The following is an 18,374-nucleotide window of genomic DNA, read 5'->3' on the forward strand; positions in this document are numbered from 1 at the left end:
TCCGGGACCGGGCTCCGGCACGCCCGCGACGATCCCGCCGCGGCCGGTCCACGATCGAACCCGGCGGGTGCGGCACTCTCACCGCTCCCCGTCCGGCTGCGCGATCTCGGCCAACGGCGAGGCCAGCGGCCAGCCGCCGGCGGCCAGATGCGAGGCCACCCGCGCGATGTCCTCCGGACCCGCCTGCTCCCGGGCGTGCCGGCTGACCGCGTCCTCGACCTCGGCGTGGGTGATCTCCCGGTCCCCCCGGTCACGTACCAGCTCCTCGGCGACCAGCACCACCTCGTACTCGGTGAGGTCCCGGTGCAGTACGGCGAACAGCGCCACATAGTCCGATCGGGGCACACCCTGCGGATACCCGGCCCGCAGCCACGCGAGCACCCGCGCCAGCAGTCCCGACCGCTCCGGGGGCAACCCGTTCCCGGTGCTCATCACGCCTGCCCGAACAGGTGGATACCGAGCCGGTCGGCCAGAAACGCCTTCGCGACGAACAGCACCGCGACCACCACCACCGCCAGCACGGCGATCAGGCAGAGGTACGCACCGGCCAGGGCGACCGGGTTACGCCGTACCGTTCCGTCGGGCCCGGCCGGCGCCGCCGCCGACCACAGCCGTACCCCGAGCGCGAACAGCATGGGCAACCCGGCGCCCAGCACCAGCGCCGCCAGGGTCACCTCCCCCAGCGAACGCAGATTGGTCAACACGGTTTCCATTACGCCTCCTCGGATGTCGACCCGGCGACCCGTGGCTGCTGCGCGGGCGAAGGATCCCCCGGCCCGAGGTCGGTGTCGGGGGCAGCGTTGACATTGCCGCTGGACACCTTGTCCCGCAACGAGCGCCGATAGATCACGGTAGCCAGCGCGATGAGCAACGTGAACACCACCAGCACCCCGGCCAGGCCGCCGATGTAGTAGGCGAGCGTCCAGCAGATGGCGCCCACGATGCCGGCGGCGGGCAGGGTCAGCAGCCAGGCCACGACCATCCGCCCCATCACCCCCCAGCGCACCTCCGCCCCCTTGCCGAGGCCTGTACCGAGGATCGCTCCGGTGACGGTCTGGGTCGTCGAGAGCGGCAGCCCGAAATGGGCGGAGGTCAGGATGATCGCCGCCGACGCCGATTCGGCCGCCAGCCCCTGCGGTGCATCGATATCGACGAGTTTTTTGCCGAGGGTGCGAATGATCCGCCAGCCGCCGAGGTAGGTGCCGGCCGCGATCGCGAACGCGCACGCGGCCATCACCCACAGCGGCATGGCCGAGTCCGGGGTGAGCTCGCCGTAGGCGATCAGGGCCAGGAAGATGACGCCCATCGTCTTCTGCGCGTCGTTGGTGCCGTGCGCCAGCGACACCAGCGACGCCGACCCGACCTGGCCCCACCGGAATCCGGTGGTCACCTTGTCCGGGGCGGCGCCGCGGGTGATCCGGTACACCGACCAGGTCCCGATGGCGGAGACCAGACCGGCGACGACGGGCGCGAGCAGCGCCGGGATCACGATCTTGTTGATGACCCCGCCCTCCGCGGAGATCCACACCACCCCGCTCCAGCCCAGCGCCGCCAGGGTCGCGCCGATCAATCCGCCGAACAGTGCGTGCGAGGAACTCGACGGCAGACCGAACAACCAGGTGAGCAGGTTCCAGAGAATGCCGCCGACCAATCCGGCATAGACGATGAGCAGCAGGTCGTGCCCGGACACCTCGCCGAGCCGGACGATCCCCTCGGCTACTGTCGCCGCGACCGCCACCGACAGGAACGCGCCCACCAGGTTCAGGACCGCGGACAAGGTCACCGCGACTCTGGGGCGGAGCGCCCCGGTCGCTATCGAGGTCGCCATGGCATTGGCCGTGTCGTGGAAACCGTTGGTGAAGTCGAAGGCCAGCGCCGTGACAATGACGACCAAGAGAATGAGCAGCTCAACTGTCACGCCCTGCATTGTGCGTCATACCCCGGCCGTCCTCTTCCGGCGGGATCGGCCGGTCGCCAAAAGATAGCTGTCACCTGCGTGTATCGAACGGCGCACCGGATCACGCGTGGGCAGGTTCCGGTTCCGGCCGCACCACCGCACCCGCCTTGTCGCCCGCTCGCCGCGCGATGATGCCCAGGCAGGCGCAGCTCACGATCGCCACCCCCATCGGCACGCCGGTGGCGGGCCCGCCGAGACCCACCAGCGGGGACACCACCGCACCCAGCGCGAACTGCAGCGCGCCCATGAGCGCCGAGGCGGACCCGGCGCTCACCAGCACGCCACCGAGCAGCGGGGCCACCACCGGCGCGATACCGCCGATCGCGGAGAACAGGGTGAAGATCCGGGCGGTGGCCGCGCCTTCGGTGCGGTCGGCGCCGACCGCGCGGCCGATGACCAGGCCGGCGGAGGCCGTCAGCCCCTGCACGAAACGCATGGCGACGAGCAGCCAGATGGTGGGCGCCAGCCCACAGATCACGGTGACGACGACGGTGATCGCGGTGGCCACGACGAGTGGCCTGCGTCTGCCGTACCGATCGGAGAGGGGGCCGATGAGCAACTGACCCGCGGCCGGCCCGACGAGGAATGCCGTCAGTGTGAGCTGCACACTCGCCGCGCTGGTGTCCAGATCGGCGAGGTCGGTGAACGCCGGCAGATACATGTCCCCCGCGAACGGCGCGGCCGCCGAGAGCAGTGCCAACACCACCAGCAGCAGCGGCCTCATCGACCGTGAACCCGACCCGGCGGATCGGCGCTGCAGCCGGATCCTGCCCACCGAAAAGGCCATCGCGCACGCCCGCGAGATGGAAGCGGTACGTACCCGCCGACAGTGTCCGGGACGGCGCGCGTTATCGCCTCAGCAACCCGGCTGCAACGGCCAGCACTCCACCGGGCCCGCGGGCGCGGGTACGGCCGGCGCGACAGTGGTGCTGGGGGCCGCCGGTTCGGCGGCGGGACCGTCGGCGAGCAGGGAACCGGCGATCGCGCCCAGCACTACCAATACGCCCAGTACCGCGACCCCCAGCACCGCCCAGCCGAGCAGGTCCTGGGTGCGGCCGGAATCCGGACGGCGCCAGCCGGGCCGCTCCCGCGGTTTCCGCGGCGGCTCCGGCAGTTTGTCCTCGAAGCCGGCGGCGATGAGTTCGGCGCGATCCGGCGCCCAGCCGGTGAGTGCCCGGGTGGCCGCGCAGACCCGGCCCAGCGTCCAGCGGGGCTGCCCGGGGGCGAAATTCTCCAGGAAGATCCGTAATTCGGTGGAGTCGACCGCGTTCCCGACCACCACATCCAGTCCCGGCCGCAAAGTTTCCCGGCCCGGCCGCAGTACCACGCCCCGCATGGGTACCAGCGCCACCGCCCCGCACAGCTGTCCGGGATCGTAGGTGGCGCGTTCGAAGGTGAGCTCGACCTCCCGCACCGCGCTCTCCAGCTGCCGAATCGGATTCGCACCGAATTCCAGTTCCAGATCCGCGGCGGCCGCGCCCACCTGCCACGGCCGGTCCTGGGAAACCGTGAGCACACCGCTCTGCCGGCTACGGAACCCGACCACCTCGATCACGAGAACACCCTGCGGCGTCCAGATCACCGCCCCGACCTGCCGGGTTCCGCGCTGGGTGCCGATCCGCAGGTCGACGATGGCCAGGCCGGTCGTCGGCAACTGCCGCAGGCATTCCACGAATTCCTTTTCGGGCGCGGATAGTTCCGCCCGATCGTCGACCTTCACCAGCATCGTGCTCTACCTCTGCCGTGTGTCGTTGCCCCTCATGCCACCACCGACCCCCGTGTCGATCATGGCCCGCCAGCCACTTTCGTACCACTCATATGACCTGCGGTTCAGGCGAATCGGGAATCAGCGCCCCCGGACCCGGGGGCGCTGATAACCGCTACGGCACCCGTGCGGGGATCAGACCCATTGCACGAGCTGGTAGATGATCCCGTTCCGATCGGTCGTCTGGAAGTAGCGCTCCCCCCATTCCTCGGTTTCGATGGGGGTGACGATCGGGGCACCTTCCTTTTGCAGGCGCGCGTATTCGGTGTCGATATCGGTCACCACGAACACCACGAGCAGTCCGTCCCCGGCGGAGCCGGCGGCGCGTTCGGGTTTGAAGGTGGACAGGCCGGCGCGCAGGTAGATGAGGTTCATCCCGGCTTCCGGGTGGGCGAGCGAGACGAAACCGTCGGCCGCCATCTGCTCGGTGAAGCCGAAATGGGTGGTGACGAACTCCGCCGATGCGGCCGGGTCGGCAACGTTCAACGAGATGGCAGATCCGGTGATGCGCATATGACCTCCGTTTTCCGAAAACACCGTATGGTGTACGTAGTATTTGTACCCGATCGGATCGTGCACCGCACCGTGATCCGCCGCACGCCGGAGACTTCCCGGAGCGGACCACCTGCCTTCGGCGATACCGACCGGTCACGCCGGGCGGAACCCGTTCCGTGCGGCTGATCTCGTGCCATGCCTGATGCCCGGCCCACCGCAACGCCCACGATCGCGCTGGTACTGGGAGGCGGTGGCCCGGTCGGCATCGCCTGGCTGAGCGGCCTGGCGATCGGTCTACGTGACGCCGGGATCGATCTGGCGCTGGCCGACCGCATCATCGGCACCTCCGCCGGGGCGGTTGTCGGCTCGGCCCTCGCCTCCGGGATCGATATCGCCAATGCCGACCTCGCCGTGGGCCACGAGGTGATCGTGATCCTGGAACCGCTGGCACATGTGTATCCGCGTACCCGCGCCGACCGGGAACTCGGACCGGCCCGGGAGATCTCGATACGCCCGGACGATATCGCCGTCGCCGCGTTCGGCACCGACCTCTTCGCCGACACCGCCCTCAATCCGGCCTACGAACCCGGCGTCCGGCAGGCGGCGGCGGCCGAGCCGAAAGAATTCTGGCCCGCCGCACCGGCCACCGGTCAGGCCGGGTCAGATCACGCGCGGACCGCGGGCGGCGCGTAGACCGCTGCGCGCCTGACCGGCACGGGCCGTCTGGAGTAGCGAATTGATCCATTACCCGCCCGAGCCGAGCGCAGTGGCCTCGGACGGGACCGCGCGCGGGCTCCGGCGATACCGAATTCCGCCGCGGAATCCCACCCCGCGGTCCGCCCGTCACTTTATCCCGACGAGCGCCCGGATAAACACGGTCGATTTCCCGCGCGGGTCCGCGCGTGCGCCCCGAAACGGTTGCGGGGCCTGCGTTTCCGGACCGCCTCCCCCACCCGGCGCTTCCGGCCTGGCGCAACCCGCCACCCCGCGCTAATATAAGTTGAAACTTATAAAGGGAGGAAGACATGGCTTTGCTCACCGATCCCGCCGCCATCGCAGGACTGGTCGCCCGGGAGGTCCGCACCGCCGAACGCCAAGGAGCGGTCACCCGGATCGCCGTGGCGCGGCGCACCTACGCCACCGATCCGGACGATCTGTGGGAGGCACTCACCGATATCGAACGGATTCCGCGCTGGTTCCTGCCGATCACCGGCGAGTTGGCCGTGGGCGGCAGGTATCAGCTCGAAGGAAATGCCGGCGGTGTGGTCGAAGAATGTGAACGACCGAAACGGTTCGCGGTGACCTGGGAGATGGGACCCATGGTTTCCTGGCTCGAAATCCGGCTCGAACCCGGCGCCGGCGGGACCACACTCGAATTGGTGCACGAAGCACCGGTCGATCCGGAGATGTGGAAACAATACGGCCCCGGCGCGGTCGGTGTCGGCTGGGATCTGGCACTCATGGGACTCGGCCTGCACCTGGAAACCGGTGCGGGAGTCGACCCGGCGGTGGCGCTGGAATTCCCGGCCACCCCCGAAGGTCTGGAATTCGTCCGGACCGCGGCGACCGGCTGGGCGGAGGCGGCGATCGCCGACGGCGACGATCCGGCGCAGGCCCACGCGGGCGCCGAGGCGACCACCGGCTTCTACACCGTCACCCCCGAGGAGGAGGAGCGGTCCTGATGAGCCGGCCTTCCCCGGCGAGCGTGTTCGAGGCGCTCGCCGATCCGGTGCGCCGCGCGATACTGCAACTGGTGGCCGGCGGTGAACGGTCCGCCGGCACCCTGGTCGAGGAGATCCGCGGCCACACCCCGATCTCGCAACCCGCGGTATCCCAGCATCTCAAGGTATTACGGGAAGCCGGACTGGTCCGCGTGCGCTCGGAAGCCAACCGCCGGTTCTACGCGCTGGATCCCGACGGGCCGGCCGCCGCCCGGGAATGGCTCGCCGAACTGGTGGATCCGCTGGCCCGGTTCGCCCAACCCCTCGACGCCCTCGCGACCGAGGTCGCCCGCGGCAAACGCGTACGCCGCGGGACGAGCACTGGAACGGGAACGGATCGTACGGACCGCACCGCCTGACGGTCGCCTCGATTCCGCTGCACCACTGCCGCCGGACCGCTGATGTGGACCGGACCACCGGACGTGACGCCGCCCGAGGTCTGCGGCGCACTCCTACGTCGGCCGCCCGGCACCTGATATACACCTGGGATGCGAAAGTGGTTGGCGGGGTCGGCAGTCGCCGTGGTTACGGCACTGATCGTCGCGGTCGGCGGCTATTTCCTGATGAACTCACGGACCTACCAGCTGGCCGGACGGCTGGTGGACCGCGTGGAGACCACCGAGAAGGTGGTGGCCCTGACGCTGGACGACGGACCGTCCGAGCGCGCCCCCGAGGTGCTCGAGCTGCTCGCCACCGCCGGTATCCCCGCCACCTTCTATCTCAACGGCCGCGATCTGGCCGCCCGCCCCGAGCTGGGCCGGGCGATCGTGGCGGCCGGTCACGAGATGGGCAACCACACCTACAACCACCGGCGGATGGTGCTGGTCTCGTCCGATACGGTCGTCGACGAGGTGGAAGGTACCGATACCGAGATCCGGGCCGCCGGATACCAGGGCGACATCACCTTCCGCCCGCCTTACGGCAAGAAATTGTGGACCCTGCCCGACTACCTCGCCGATCACGACCGCACGACGGTCACCTGGGATGTCGAACCCGAGGACGGCAACACCTCCACCGGGGACATCGTCGACGCCGCCGTCGACCAGGCGCGCCCGGGGTCGATCGTTCTGCTGCACACCATGTACGCCACCGGGTCGGCCTCCCGGGCCGCGATCGTCCCGATCGCCGCGCAACTGCACGCGCAGGGCTACCGGTTCGTCACGGTCTCCGCACTGCTCGAGCACGGCGACTCCGCACGCTCGTGATACACATGCCGAGAAGCCGCCTGTTCGAGCGGCACACCGGCGGGTAGGTTCGGGAGCGGTGCCGCGCCACTGGGAGCCCGGCGGGCACCGTGGCCGTACGACACACCGGAGAGGACGATGTCATGGTTTCGCAGGAGCGACCACGGATAACCCCCGGCCGGCTCCGCGAGCTGGGACCGGTCAACTGGGCGGCCTGGCAGGTGCTCTCGCGGGCCTCGGGTACGGCCGACGCGCAGCTGTTCAGCACGCTGGGCCGGGCCGGGCGGCTGTTCCGCGGCTGGCTGCACTTCTCCGGAACGCTGATGCCGGGTGGGCGGCTGCGCCGGCACGACACCGAACTGGTCATCTTGCGTGTGGCCCATCTGCGCGATTGCGCGTACGAGACCGACCACCACATCCGCCTGGGCCGGCGGGCCGGGGTGACGCCGGAGATCCTGGAGCGGATCCGGGCCGGAGCCGACGCGCAGGGCTGGACCGACAAACACCGGGCCCTGCTCACCGCGGTCGATCAGCTGGTCCACACCCGCGATATCGACGATGCCGCCTGGGCACACCTGTCCACCTACTACGACGACCGCCGCCTCATCGAAATCGTGCTGCTGGTCAATCAATACGAGGGACTGGCCGCCACCATCACCACCCTCCGTATCCGCCGCGACGTTTTCTGATCTCCCGCGTCGGCTCGGCTGCCGCAAGCGCGCGTAGACCTCCTGTTCGTGCCGGGCGACCACCACACCACCCGGGCCGGTGAGATCCGCGGTGTGAGTAGTGCGCGAGGACCCGTTCTCTGCGACATTGCGCCGGATGAGTTCTAACGGCTGCCACTGCGCCATCAGCCCGAAGAACGGATCGGTCACGGCCGAGAGCAGGCCACCGGAGGCCGCGCCGTTTTGGTTCGCCGGGTGTGGTTACCGGCCGCCGGTGAAAGCGTCGGCGGGGACGAATATCTCGTGTCCGGAGTCGAGGCGGATCGACACTCCCTCCGGGCTCCATTGCGCCGAGGCGAGCTCGGGGTCGCGATTACCGAGGATCTCGAAGTACACCGGGTGGCCGTATCCCATACCCGGATCCCGGCCGACCACGATCGCATCCGGCAGCCGCCGGTGCAGCAGCAGGCTCTCCCGGCGCAGTAGGCCCGCGTAATAGGTGGCGCCGTCGTACTCGACGGTGACCGGCCGGGTTTCGGTGCGCACCACCTCGGTGCGCACCACCCGGGCGTCGACGAAAACCGCGATCAGCAGGAACACGAACAGCATCAGCGCCGCGGACACACCGAGAACCAGGCGTGTGGCGGCGACCCGGGCTCGGGCGGGCGGCCGCGGCGGTTCCGGGCTCACCACCGGAATATATCCCGGGAGAATCCGCTGCGCATTCGCCGCCGCGAGCGGCCGCCCGGATCTACCGTCCGGCCACCGACGGGCTCCCACACCGGAAAGCGGCTTACCGCGGAAACCGTCCCGGGCAGCACGGCGCGTACGAGACGGTCCACCCGAGTTCTCGCACACAGCGGGAACCTGCCGGCTGCCTATGGCTCGACCGCAGCGCCGGGTGAATCACCCGGGCCGTCTGCCTCCGGGATTCGCGAACAGCAGGGCGCGGGAGCCCGCCGGGCACGATGGCCGGAAACGAAGCGACCCGGCACCGTGCGGGCACGACGCCGGGTCGGGGAACAAGAAGGATCCGAGGGGATCAGAAATTGATCATGTGCCCGGCCAGGCCGTGGATGGCCTCCTGCAGCGCCTCGCTCAGCGTCGGGTGCGTATGCACATTGCGGGCCAGCTCGTTGACCGTGAGATCCCATTTCTGGGCCAGGGTCAGTTCGGGCAGCAGTTCGGAGACATCGGGGCCGATCAAATGGCCACCGATCAGTTCGCCGTACTTGTTGTCCGAGATCAGCTTGACGAAACCGGTGGCGTCGCCGAGACCGTGCGCCTTGCCGTTGGCGGTGAACGGGAAGGTCGCGACCTTCACGTCGTAGCCCTCGTCGCGCGCCTGCTGCTCGGTGAGACCGAAGCTGGCGACCTGCGGCTGACAGAAGGTGGCGCGCGGCATCATCCGGTAGTCGCCCAGGGGCAGCGTCTCCGCACCGCCGATGGTCTCGGCCGCGACCACGCCCTGCGCCTCCGCGACATGCGCGAGCTGCAGTTTCGCCGTCACATCACCGATCGCGTAGATACCCGCGACGTTGGTGCGCATATTGTCGTCGATCGCGATGGCGCCGCGGTCGGTGAGCGCCACACCGGTGTTCTCCAGCCCGAAGCCCTCGACCCGGGGCGCGAAGCCGACGGCCTGCAGCACCTTGTCGACGGTGACGGTCTCCACCTGGCCGGACTTGTTGTCCTTGATCGCGACGGTGACCTTGGACCCGTCGTCGTCGATGGACTGCACGGCCGCACCGGTGGTGATGGTGATACCGAGCTTCTTGTACGCCTTGGTGATCTCCTTGGAGACATCGGCGTCCTCGTTGGGCAGCGCGCGGTCCAGGAACTCCACGATGCGCACGTCCACGCCGTAGTTGCGCAGGACGTAGCCGAACTCCATACCGATGGCGCCGGCGCCGACGATCAGGATCGAACCCGGCAGGTCGCGGGTGAGGATCTGCTCCTCGTAGGTGACGACGTTCTTGCTCAGGGAGGTGCCCGGCAGCAGTTTGGTGTTGGTGCCGGTGGCGATGATGACGTTGTCGAAGGTGATCGACTCGGTGCCACCCTTGCTGAGCTCGACCGAGATGGTGTTGGGGTCGGTGAACGAACCCTTGCCGTCGTACTCGGTGATCTTGTTCTTCTTCATCAGGAAGTGGACGCCCTTGACCCGGCCGTCCGCGACCTTACGGCTGCGATCGAAGGCCGCCCCGAAATCGAAGGTCGCCTCCCCGCTGATCCCGAAGGTTTTCGCTTCCTTGGTGAAGATATGGGCCAGCTCCGCATTGCGCAGCAGCGCCTTGGACGGGATGCAGCCCACGTTCAGGCACACGCCACCCCAGTATTTCTGCTCGACGATCGCTGTTCGCAGGCCGAGTTGAGCGGCGCGGATCGCGGCGACGTAACCGCCGGGACCAGCACCGAGAACGACGACATCGTAGTGGGAAGTCACGGTGTCGAGCCTAACTCTCCCGGCTCCGGCCGGGGCCACCCGCCCGCCTCCCGCCGCTGAGCACACCGGTGCCGCGCCGACGGTCCCACCGGGCCCTGACGGGCCGCGACGGTGCTACGACGCCTCGACCGGGTCCGCCGCGGACCCCCGCCGGGCGTGCGCGGATGTGCGCATGGTCACCCGGACGGCGACGCTACAGCCGAGCAGTGCCACCGCGACCCCTACCGCCACGTATTCGACTCCGGTGAGCGCGCACCCGCCCGCGATCATCCCCGCCGGGACACCCGCGGCCCCCAGGAAACCTTCCACCGAACCGAACACCCCGAGCTCCTCGGTCGGCAGTTCCGCCTGGATCAGCGACTGCCAGACGATGCCGGTGACCGAGACCGCGAACCCGGCGACCAGACAACCGGCGAACAGCAACGCCGGTCCACTCACCTCTCGGCCGTAACCGGCCAGCGCGGCCAGCTCCAGGACGACAGCGGCGGCCAGCGCGGCGCAGGCGGTGCGCCAGCCGAACCGCGCGGCACCGGCGATCACCGACAACGATCCGGCCAGGGCGGCCAGGGCCATACCGGTCGCGAGCGCCGCCCACAGCCCACCGCCGCCGGTCGCCGTGACCGTCAGCGCCGGGCCGGCCACCGCGACCAGTCCGATCGCGAAGGACACCGCGAACCACAGCCCGGCCGACCAGCCGAGCCAGGGCGCACGGGCCACGATCCCGCGCATCGATGTCCACCCGGCGCGCACCGCCGACCCGCCCACACCCCGCGCTCCGCCGATTCCCAGCGGTCCGCCCGGACCGGGAGCAAGCCCGGCCGCGCGCCGGGCGTAGACCAGTGCGAGTAGGTTCGCGCCGAAGGTCAGCGAATCCAGCACCAGAATCCAGACGAATCCGACCATCGCCGACAACGCCACGGCCGCTGCCGGACCGATGAGCACGCTGATATCGGCAACCAGCGCGATCAGGGCGTTGGCCCGGCGCAGTCCGGGTCCGGGCACCACCCGGGGCAGCACCGTGGCAAGAGCGGGAGCGTAGAAAGCGGTGGCCGCGCCGTAGAGGGCGGCCGACACCGCCATGGCCGGCAGCGAATCCCGGCCCGTGCCCACCAGCACCAGCGCCAGTCCGGCCTGGGCGAGGATGCGGGCCACATCGGACCCGATCATGATCGCGAACTGGTCGCGGCGGGCGGCGGCGATCCCGGCGACGGGTGTGCACACGAACCGCCCGGCCCAGAGCGCGATCAGGATGACGGTCAGGGAACCGGCGGAACCGAACACCTCGATCGAATGCACGGCGAAGGCGACGGGCACGATTCCGTCGGTCGCGCCCGAGCACGCGGCACCCAGGAAGATTCCGCGAAAGGACCGGTCCCGCAGCAGCCGGAGGTCGCGGGGGAATACAGGGCGGGAGGCGTCGGCAGCCATACCGCTGCCATCCTGCACCGACCGGCCGTGCGGGAAAACCGATTATCCGCCTGTCCGGCCGGTCATCCCAGCAGGAAGGCGACCAGGAAACCGATCGAGGTCGCCATGCCGACCCACCAGCCGCCCTCCCGGTACGCCTCGGGCATGAGCGAATCGGCGAGGACCGCGATGGTGGCGCCGCCCGCGAAGGCCTGGATCGCACTGATATGGGTCGGCTCGAGATGGTCGGAGAGCAGGTTTCCGGCGACGGTGACCATGACGAGGACCGCGCCGGTGAGGAGCCAGAGGGTGAACGCCCTACCGGGGGGCACGTTTCGCTGCCGGTGCAGCAGGGCCGATCCCCCGATCGCCTCCGGTACATTGCCCGCGGCGATGGCGACCAGCAGCACGATCCCGCCGCCCGACCCGAGCGATACCCCGAGCGCCGTATTCTCCGGAACACCGTCGAGAACTGTTCCGAGCATGAGTGCCCAGCCGACCGCTCCCGTCCCCTGCCGGCGCTCGAGGAGCCGGTTGGCGACCACGTACACGGCGGCGCCGAGAAACAACGCGGCGCCGGCGGTGAATGCCCCTGCCTGTAGGAAGGCGGGTTCGAACAGTTCGTTGGTCACGGCGGCGATCATGGTGCCCGCACCGAACGCCATCAGCGAAGCGAGCAATGGCTTGGGCAATGTGGTTCGCAAACCGATGGCCGCACCGATCAGCAATGGAATTGCCGTACCCAGCCCATACAGCAGTGCGGTTCCCATAAGGTGAACCCTATGTGTTGCCGGGTTATTGCAGTGGTCATGCCCGGCCTATGGAAATTATTCTAGAAATTCCCTCTAAAATCCGCTGGACCAGCGAGGATCCGGGTATTGTCCGGTTTGACAGTTCCGCCGGTGACCCGAGTTGCGGGCAGCCAACTTTCGGCAAACCCGTACTGTGCTACCGGCATGCTACGAAAGGCCCGATCGATGACGTGAGGATCGGGCTTTTCGGTATTGTTCTGCGCGATGTCACAGGAAGCGAATTCGGGACGACGGTATGCCGGGCAGCCCGTAGAAGATCGGCAACGCGAGCGACGCGCTCGTTTTCTCGAATCCGGCCTGACGGTTTTTGCGAGAGACGGGTATGCCAATAGCTCGGTAGGGGCCATTTGTAAAGACGCGGGGTTGTCCTCGCGCCAGTTCTACGAAGAGTTCACCGGCCGCGAATCGCTCCTTGTCGAACTCTTCGCTCTCATCGACCGGGAATCGCGGACCGCGGTGCTCGCCTCCCTCGATCAGAGCACCGACCAGAGCGCGCTGGAGCGGATCGACGGCGCCATCCGCGCCTATGTGCAATCCATCGGCACCGATATGCGGCGGGCTCGGGTCGTGCTCGTCGAAGTGGTCGGTGCCGGGACCAAAGTCGAGAAGATGCGTGGGGAGTCGCGCCGGGCCTGGAGTTCGGTGCTCGCCAAGGCCGCCGAGGACGCCGCACTGCACGGTGAAATCCCGACCGGTGACTACGACCTGCGCATGCTCGCCATCATCGGCGCGGTCAACTATGTGGTGGACGAATGGAGCGGGGCCGAACCGCGGCAACCGCTCGACGAGGTGATCCGGGTGCTGAGCCGGATCATCGTGGGCGCGATCCGGGCCTGACCACGCCGCCGGGCGCGGGCGTCCGGCGGCTAGCCTTGACCGGTGGAGACCGTTGCGATCCAGATGCCCGACGGCAGTACCGTCCCGGTGCGGCTGGTCCCGGCCACGGGGTCGGACGGGCGTCCGGTCACCCCGGATACACCTCGCCCGGTGGTCGTACTGATACCCGGGCTCGGCGTTCCCGGCGAGTACTACCTCTATTTCGCTCGTGCGCTCGCCCGGCGCGGCATCGATGTCGCGGTGGGCGAACTGCGCGGCAACGGCGCCAGTTCACCGAAACCGAGCGCGGCCAGCACCTACGGATACCACGAACTAGCCGCGGTGGATTTCCCGGCGATCTTCGAGGTGGTACGCACCCGCTTCCCCGACCGCTCCCCGTACGTGCTGGGCCACAGTATGGGCGGGCAACTGTCGGCGCTGTACGCGGCGCGGGTCCGCGGCCGCCTCGCGGGACTGATCCTCGTCGCGTCCGGGACCCCCTACTACCGGGGTTTCCGCGGTCTGCTCGCACCGGGCATGCTGGTCGGCACCGCCGCGGTCTCGCTGACCGCCGGACTGGCCGGAGTGTGGCCGGGCGACAAACTCGGCCCCAACGGTTTCGGCCGCCAGTCGAAGGTGCTCGTCTCCGACTGGGCCCGGCTGGCCCGCACCGGCCGGTTCGACCCGGCCGGCGCCGATATCGACTACGAGGAACGTCTCGCCCGGCTGAAACTGCCCGTACTCTCGATCACCCTGACCGGTGACGAACTGGCCCCGCGGACGTCGGCCGGGCATCTGCTGGACAAACTGCCGAACGCCGACAAGACGACCTGGCACGCACCCCGGCCGCTGGGCCACAACGGCTGGATCTCCGAACCCGCCGACGTGGTCGACCGTATCGAGAAGTGGTTACACGATCGGTGACCGGCCGGATCACTTCGCGGTCCGGCCCTCGATGAGCATCTGGGTGAAGAACTCGTAGATCAATGCCGCCTGGAACGCCGACTGCTTGTTGTCGGCGGCGCCGCCGTGCCCGCCCTCGATGTTCTCGTGGTACCAGACCCGGTGTCCCTGATCCTCCAGCAGCGCCGCCATTTTGCGGGCATGCCCCGGATGCACACGATCGTCACGGGTGGAGGTGGTCAGCAGGATCGGCGGATAGGTCGCGCCCGCACCGGTTTCCGCGGCCCGCTGATAGGGGGAGTACCGACTGATATAGGCCCATTCCTCCGGCACATCCGGGTCACCGTATTCGGCCACCCAGGACGCACCCGCCAGCAGCCGGTGGTACCGCCGCATATCCAGAAGCGGCACCTGGCAGACTATCGCCCCGAACAATTCCGGGTAGCGGGTGAGCATCACGCCCATCAGCAGACCGCCGTTGCTGCCGCCGACGGCACCGAGCCGATCGGCGGTGGTTACTCCGCGGGCCACCAGATCGCGGGCGATCGAGGAGAAATCCTCGTACACCTTGTACCGGTTCTCCTTCTGCACCGAGGTGTGCCACTGCGGCCCGTATTCCCCGCCGCCGCGGATATTGGTCATCACATAGGTGCCGCCCTGTTCCAGCCATCCGATACCGGAAGCGCCGCCGTAGCCGGGGGTCCGGGACACCTCGAACCCGCCGTAGCCCGACATCACCGTGGGCGCCGGCGTATCCCGGGTATCGCGGTGCCGGATCACGAAGTACGGGATCGATGTTCCATCGTCCGAGCGCGCGAAGAACTGTTCGGTCTCGATACCGGTCGCGTCGAAGAACGCGGGCTCCTGTTTCCATTCGGTCACCGGCGCACCGACCGACCCCGCGAGCAGTGTCGTCGGTGTGGTGAACCCACTGGTCATCAGCATGTAGTCGTCCCCGCCCTCGAGCGGGTCGAGATTCATGATGCCGGTGGTGGCCATGGCGGGGGTGTCGGCGAGCGGTTCCGTGCGCCAGCCCTCGGCACCCGGAGTGAGAACGTACAGCTTGGTCTGCACATCCTCGAGGGTCACCAGCAGCAGATGGTTCTCGGTCCAGCCGTATCCGTGCAGCGAGGTGTGCGCGTCCGGCTCGAACAGCACATCGAAATCGCGCCCGCCGGCAAGGAAATCGGTGAAATTCGTGGCGACCAGGGCGCCGGCGGGATAGGTGTTGCCCCCGACCTCCCACGGCGATTTCAACCGGACCAGCAACCATTCTTTGTACCACGACTCGTCGGCGTCCGACGGTGTCTCCAGGCGGGTCCGGGAACCGTCGTCCTCCAGCAGGAAGAGCTCTTCGTGGAAGAAATCGGTCGCCTGTGCGATGTAGTGCCGCTCGTAGCCGGGGGTCCGGTCGTAACCCGCCGAGACCGAGACATCGGTTACCGCGCCCTCGAAAACTGTTTCCGCGGCGTCGAGCGCGGTACCCCGGCGCCAGCGTTTCGCGATCCGCGGATATCCGGATCCGGTGAGCGAGCCGGGGCCGAAATCGGTTCCTACATATACGGAATCGATATCGATCCAACTGATCCGCGACTTCGCTTCCGGCAGGAAGTAGCCCCCGTCCGCCGGGGCGATGAATTCGCGGGCTTCCATATCGAATTCACGGACGACCTTGGCGTCCGCACCACCCCGCGACAGGCTGATCAGCGCCCGGCTCTGGGCCGGGCGCAACACTCCGGCACCGCCCCAGACCCAGTTCTCGTCCTCGGCGGCGGCGACCGCGTCGAGATCGATCAGGACATCCCATTGGGGCTCCGCCTTCACGTATTCGGCGAAGGTGGTGCGCCGCCACAGACCGCGCGGATGTGCCGCATCGCGCCAGAAGTTGTACAGCCACTGCCCGCGCCGCCTGGGGAAGGCGATCTTGGCGTCGGTATCCAGCATGTCCAGGATCCGGCGCTGGAGCACGTCGAACCGGTCGGCCGCGGCGAAGCGCTCCATGACGACGTCGTTGTGCGCCCGGGCGAAATCGAGTGCCCGCTCGCCGGTGACCTCTTCGAGCCAGAGGTAGGGATCGGCTTCGCTGTCCTGTACGCCACTCATCCGACCATTGTCACCCAACCGGACGGGCGGTACGGACCGTGGCGGATCACACAAGGCCGCACCCGCGCGCACGGCCGTCGCGCAGGTCGGGCTCGGCCAGGCCCGGCTCGGCGGCAGCGTTGCGCGGATGCCCCTGGGTCAGGATTCCGGCTACACCCAGACACGCTCCCGCGGCGATGCCGACGAGGGTGCGCGGCCAGCGGAAGAAACCGACATCATGCTGCTGGACGAGCCGACGACGTCGTACACTCGGACGTGCTGCACGATGTCTTCGGCCTCGCCGCCCGGGTGGTCACCGAGCCGACCGCCGGCCGCCCGCACGCCATCCCGCTCTGATAGGTGCGGAACGCCGGAGGCCGTCCACCAGATGGTGAGCCGCCCTGCGGGCCCCTACTTTTCGGCGCGCCCGGCGGCGAAAGCCGCCGGTACGTCCACCCGGGCGGTATCGAACAGTTCGGCACAGCGAGTGAGCAACCGGCACAGCGTTTCCCGTTCGGCATCGGTGAATCCGTCGCCGACGGTTCGCTCGACCGCGATCGCGCGGGCGTCGGCCTCTCCCATCACCGTTTCCCCTCGTTCGGTGAGGCGCGTTTCCAGTATGTTCCTGTGCCACGGATGCGGGGTGCGTTCGATCAGTCCGCGGTCGACGAGGTTGGTCAGCACCGTGTTCATCGTCGGGGGTGTCACCCCGCACAGCCGGGCCAGGGCCGCCGCCGAGATACCGGGATTTTCACTGAGGAAAAACAGCGCCGCGTATTGCGCCTCCGTGACGCCGATGGGTTTGAGCGCGGCACTCTTGGCCGCGTTCCGCGCCTGTTCGGCACGTTTGACATACGAACCGATGCGCTCCTCGGCGGGCATGGACGTCATGCAGGCATGGTATCCATGCCTGCGTCCATTAGAGTCTTGACTAAGATTAGAACTCTAATCTAGATTAGCCTACACCTAATCGGCCTGAACACCTTGCACAGAAGGGCATGAGCCATGTCTCGTACCACCCCCGGCCGCTGGTCCGCCGCCGTGCTCGCGGCTGCCGCCGGCCTTGTTCTGGTGGGCTGCGGGCATCCGGCGGAACCGACCCCGGCGCCCCGTATCGACACCGCATTCGAGCTTCCCGGCGACCGCGTCTATCCCGAAGGCATAGCTCTGGACGAGCAAACCGGCGATACCTATGTCGGCTCTTATGCCGATGGGACGATCTACCGGAACGCCGTCGGCGCCACCCGGGCGGAAGTCTTCCTGCCCTCCGGAACCGACGGCCGCCGGACCGCGAACGGTTTACGAGTCGACCGAGCCGGTCGGCTGTGGGTCCTCGACTCGACCGCCGGGGTAGCCGTCTACGACATCGATTCGCGGGAACTGCGCGCACGATTCGACGTACCGGGAACGGCCGACCATTTCGTCAACGACATCGCTTTCGGGCCCGACGGGACGGCTTATCTCACCGACAGCCGCCGCGACCTCATCTACCAGGTCACCCCCGCCGACCTGGACCGAGCACTGACCGGGGCCGGGCACGGAAAACTGGCCCCGGCATTCGATCTGACGTCCGTCCTGGAACCACACGGCCCCGACGCCTACACCCTCAACGGAATAGTCGCCGACCCCGCCGGCGCCTATCTGCTGACCGCGGACTCCACCGGAGGCGATCTCTACCGGGTCGCCCTCACCCCGGACCCCACGCCGATCCGCCGAGTGAATCTCGTCGGCGGCGAACTCCCCCTCGGCGACGGTCTCGATCTGGAGGGCACCACCCTGCGGGCGGCCCTCAACGCCAACGACATCGTCAGCACCTGGGCCCTGTCCGATAACGGCTACACCGCCACCCGGACCGCCGAATACCACGACGACGCGCTAGGCACTCCCACCACACTGGTCCACGACAGGGACCGCGTACTCGTGGTCGCCTCGCAATTCGACAGAGGCGGGCCGTTGGGTCCCGGCACACCCACCGCCCCGTTCCGTGTGCTCGCGGTAACAGGCCTCTGACCGCCGATCCATCGGGGCCGGACCCGCCGTCGCACGGCGGGTCCGGCCCGCGAGTTTCCGGCGGCGTACCTGAACAGACCGAGGGCCGGTCCACCATAACGGTGGACC

Annotated in this window: 20 protein-coding genes and 1 pseudogene; 8 read left to right on the top strand and 13 right to left on the bottom strand. The window is 68.5% G+C overall.

Annotated features, from left to right (window positions below; genetic code table 11):
* Positions 1-78: 78 nt before the first annotated feature.
* The 6 genes from ACLML9_RS02775 to ACLML9_RS02800 form a co-directional block, all read right to left on the bottom strand.
* Entirely contained in the window at positions 79-432 is a 354-nt protein-coding gene (locus ACLML9_RS02775) for a DUF3349 domain-containing protein (RefSeq protein ID WP_411943968.1), read from the bottom strand.
* A complete protein-coding gene (locus ACLML9_RS02780; protein WP_411943969.1) occupies positions 432-713 on the bottom strand; it encodes a hypothetical protein in 282 nt (93 codons plus the stop codon). Before ACLML9_RS02780 ends, ACLML9_RS02775 begins: the two co-directional genes overlap by 1 nt.
* On the bottom strand, positions 713-1,918 hold the full coding sequence (locus tag ACLML9_RS02785; RefSeq protein ID WP_411943970.1) for an anion permease: 1,206 nt from the start codon (positions 1,916-1,918) through the stop codon (positions 713-715). Before ACLML9_RS02785 ends, ACLML9_RS02780 begins: the two co-directional genes overlap by 1 nt.
* 100 nt (positions 1,919-2,018) lie before the next feature.
* The gene (locus ACLML9_RS02790) at positions 2,019-2,681 is read right to left on the bottom strand and encodes an MFS transporter (RefSeq protein WP_411943971.1); all 663 of its coding nucleotides are present in this window, start codon (positions 2,679-2,681) and stop codon (positions 2,019-2,021) included.
* Between the two features lie 132 nt (positions 2,682-2,813).
* Positions 2,814-3,683, bottom strand: a complete 870-nt coding sequence (locus ACLML9_RS02795; RefSeq protein WP_411943972.1) for a nuclease-related domain-containing protein — start codon at positions 3,681-3,683, stop codon at positions 2,814-2,816.
* Positions 3,684-3,857: 174 nt separating this feature from the next.
* Positions 3,858-4,235, bottom strand: a complete 378-nt coding sequence (locus tag ACLML9_RS02800; RefSeq protein WP_411943973.1) for a VOC family protein — start codon at positions 4,233-4,235, stop codon at positions 3,858-3,860.
* A gap of 177 nt (positions 4,236-4,412) precedes the next feature.
* Between ACLML9_RS02800 and ACLML9_RS02805 the strand changes: the two genes are divergently transcribed.
* The 5 genes from ACLML9_RS02805 to ACLML9_RS02825 all read left to right on the top strand — a co-directional run bounded on the left by ACLML9_RS02805 (position 4,413) and on the right by ACLML9_RS02825 (position 7,811).
* Positions 4,413-4,910, top strand: coding sequence for a hypothetical protein (locus ACLML9_RS02805; RefSeq protein WP_411943974.1), 498 nt, complete (start codon positions 4,413-4,415; stop codon positions 4,908-4,910).
* 332 nt (positions 4,911-5,242) lie between these two features.
* Entirely contained in the window at positions 5,243-5,899 is a 657-nt protein-coding gene (locus ACLML9_RS02810; protein WP_411943975.1) for an SRPBCC family protein, read from the top strand.
* Positions 5,899-6,297, top strand: a complete 399-nt coding sequence (locus ACLML9_RS02815) for an ArsR/SmtB family transcription factor (RefSeq protein ID WP_411943976.1) — start codon at positions 5,899-5,901, stop codon at positions 6,295-6,297. The genes ACLML9_RS02810 and ACLML9_RS02815 overlap by 1 nt, the downstream gene beginning before the upstream one ends.
* 129 nt (positions 6,298-6,426) lie before the next feature.
* A complete protein-coding gene (locus tag ACLML9_RS02820) occupies positions 6,427-7,143 on the top strand; it encodes a polysaccharide deacetylase family protein (RefSeq protein WP_411943977.1) in 717 nt (238 codons plus the stop codon).
* A 122-nt stretch (positions 7,144-7,265) separates the two neighbouring features.
* The gene (locus tag ACLML9_RS02825; protein ID WP_411943978.1) at positions 7,266-7,811 is read left to right on the top strand and encodes a carboxymuconolactone decarboxylase family protein; all 546 of its coding nucleotides are present in this window, start codon (positions 7,266-7,268) and stop codon (positions 7,809-7,811) included.
* A 240-nt stretch (positions 7,812-8,051) separates the two neighbouring features.
* On the opposite strand, the gene ACLML9_RS02830 is transcribed toward ACLML9_RS02825, so the two are convergent.
* The 4 genes from ACLML9_RS02830 to ACLML9_RS02845 all read right to left on the bottom strand — a co-directional run bounded on the left by ACLML9_RS02830 (position 8,052) and on the right by ACLML9_RS02845 (position 12,413).
* Positions 8,052-8,480 carry a hypothetical protein gene (locus ACLML9_RS02830; RefSeq protein ID WP_411943979.1) on the bottom strand — a complete coding sequence of 143 codons (429 nt, stop codon included), beginning with the start codon at positions 8,478-8,480 and terminating at the stop codon, positions 8,052-8,054.
* A 352-nt stretch (positions 8,481-8,832) separates the two neighbouring features.
* Entirely contained in the window at positions 8,833-10,236 is a 1,404-nt protein-coding gene (lpdA, locus tag ACLML9_RS02835) for a dihydrolipoyl dehydrogenase (protein ID WP_411943980.1), read from the bottom strand.
* A gap of 114 nt (positions 10,237-10,350) precedes the next feature.
* Positions 10,351-11,664, bottom strand: a complete 1,314-nt coding sequence (locus ACLML9_RS02840; RefSeq protein WP_411943981.1) for an MFS transporter — start codon at positions 11,662-11,664, stop codon at positions 10,351-10,353.
* A gap of 62 nt (positions 11,665-11,726) precedes the next feature.
* On the bottom strand, positions 11,727-12,413 hold the full coding sequence (locus tag ACLML9_RS02845; protein ID WP_411943982.1) for a ZIP family metal transporter: 687 nt from the start codon (positions 12,411-12,413) through the stop codon (positions 11,727-11,729).
* A gap of 246 nt (positions 12,414-12,659) precedes the next feature.
* Between ACLML9_RS02845 and ACLML9_RS02850 the strand changes: the two genes are divergently transcribed.
* Together ACLML9_RS02850 and ACLML9_RS02855 are read left to right on the top strand one after the other, a co-directional pair.
* The gene (locus ACLML9_RS02850; RefSeq protein WP_030524649.1) at positions 12,660-13,292 is read left to right on the top strand and encodes a TetR/AcrR family transcriptional regulator; all 633 of its coding nucleotides are present in this window, start codon (positions 12,660-12,662) and stop codon (positions 13,290-13,292) included.
* 42 nt (positions 13,293-13,334) lie between these two features.
* Positions 13,335-14,195, top strand: coding sequence for an alpha/beta fold hydrolase (locus tag ACLML9_RS02855; RefSeq protein ID WP_411943983.1), 861 nt, complete (start codon positions 13,335-13,337; stop codon positions 14,193-14,195).
* 9 nt (positions 14,196-14,204) lie between these two features.
* Here ACLML9_RS02855 and ACLML9_RS02860 read toward each other — a convergent pair whose 3' ends face one another.
* The 3 genes and pseudogenes from ACLML9_RS02860 to ACLML9_RS02870 all read right to left on the bottom strand — a co-directional run bounded on the left by ACLML9_RS02860 (position 14,205) and on the right by ACLML9_RS02870 (position 17,147).
* Positions 14,205-16,277 carry a prolyl oligopeptidase family serine peptidase gene (locus ACLML9_RS02860; RefSeq protein ID WP_411943984.1) on the bottom strand — a complete coding sequence of 691 codons (2,073 nt, stop codon included), beginning with the start codon at positions 16,275-16,277 and terminating at the stop codon, positions 14,205-14,207.
* 46 nt (positions 16,278-16,323) lie between these two features.
* Positions 16,324-16,473: pseudogene (locus ACLML9_RS02865) on the bottom strand (iron chelate uptake ABC transporter family permease subunit); the annotation flags it as partial.
* A gap of 194 nt (positions 16,474-16,667) precedes the next feature.
* Entirely contained in the window at positions 16,668-17,147 is a 480-nt protein-coding gene (locus ACLML9_RS02870; RefSeq protein ID WP_411943985.1) for a MarR family winged helix-turn-helix transcriptional regulator, read from the bottom strand.
* Between the two features lie 114 nt (positions 17,148-17,261).
* On the opposite strand from ACLML9_RS02870, the gene ACLML9_RS02875 reads away from it, so the two are divergent.
* Positions 17,262-18,266, top strand: a complete 1,005-nt coding sequence (locus ACLML9_RS02875) for an SMP-30/gluconolactonase/LRE family protein (RefSeq protein ID WP_411943986.1) — start codon at positions 17,262-17,264, stop codon at positions 18,264-18,266.
* Positions 18,267-18,374 lie beyond the last annotated feature (108 nt).

The organism is Nocardia sp. NPDC002869, assembly GCF_046764065.1.
Taxonomy (GTDB): Bacteria; Actinomycetota; Actinomycetes; order Mycobacteriales; family Mycobacteriaceae; genus Nocardia; species Nocardia rhamnosiphila.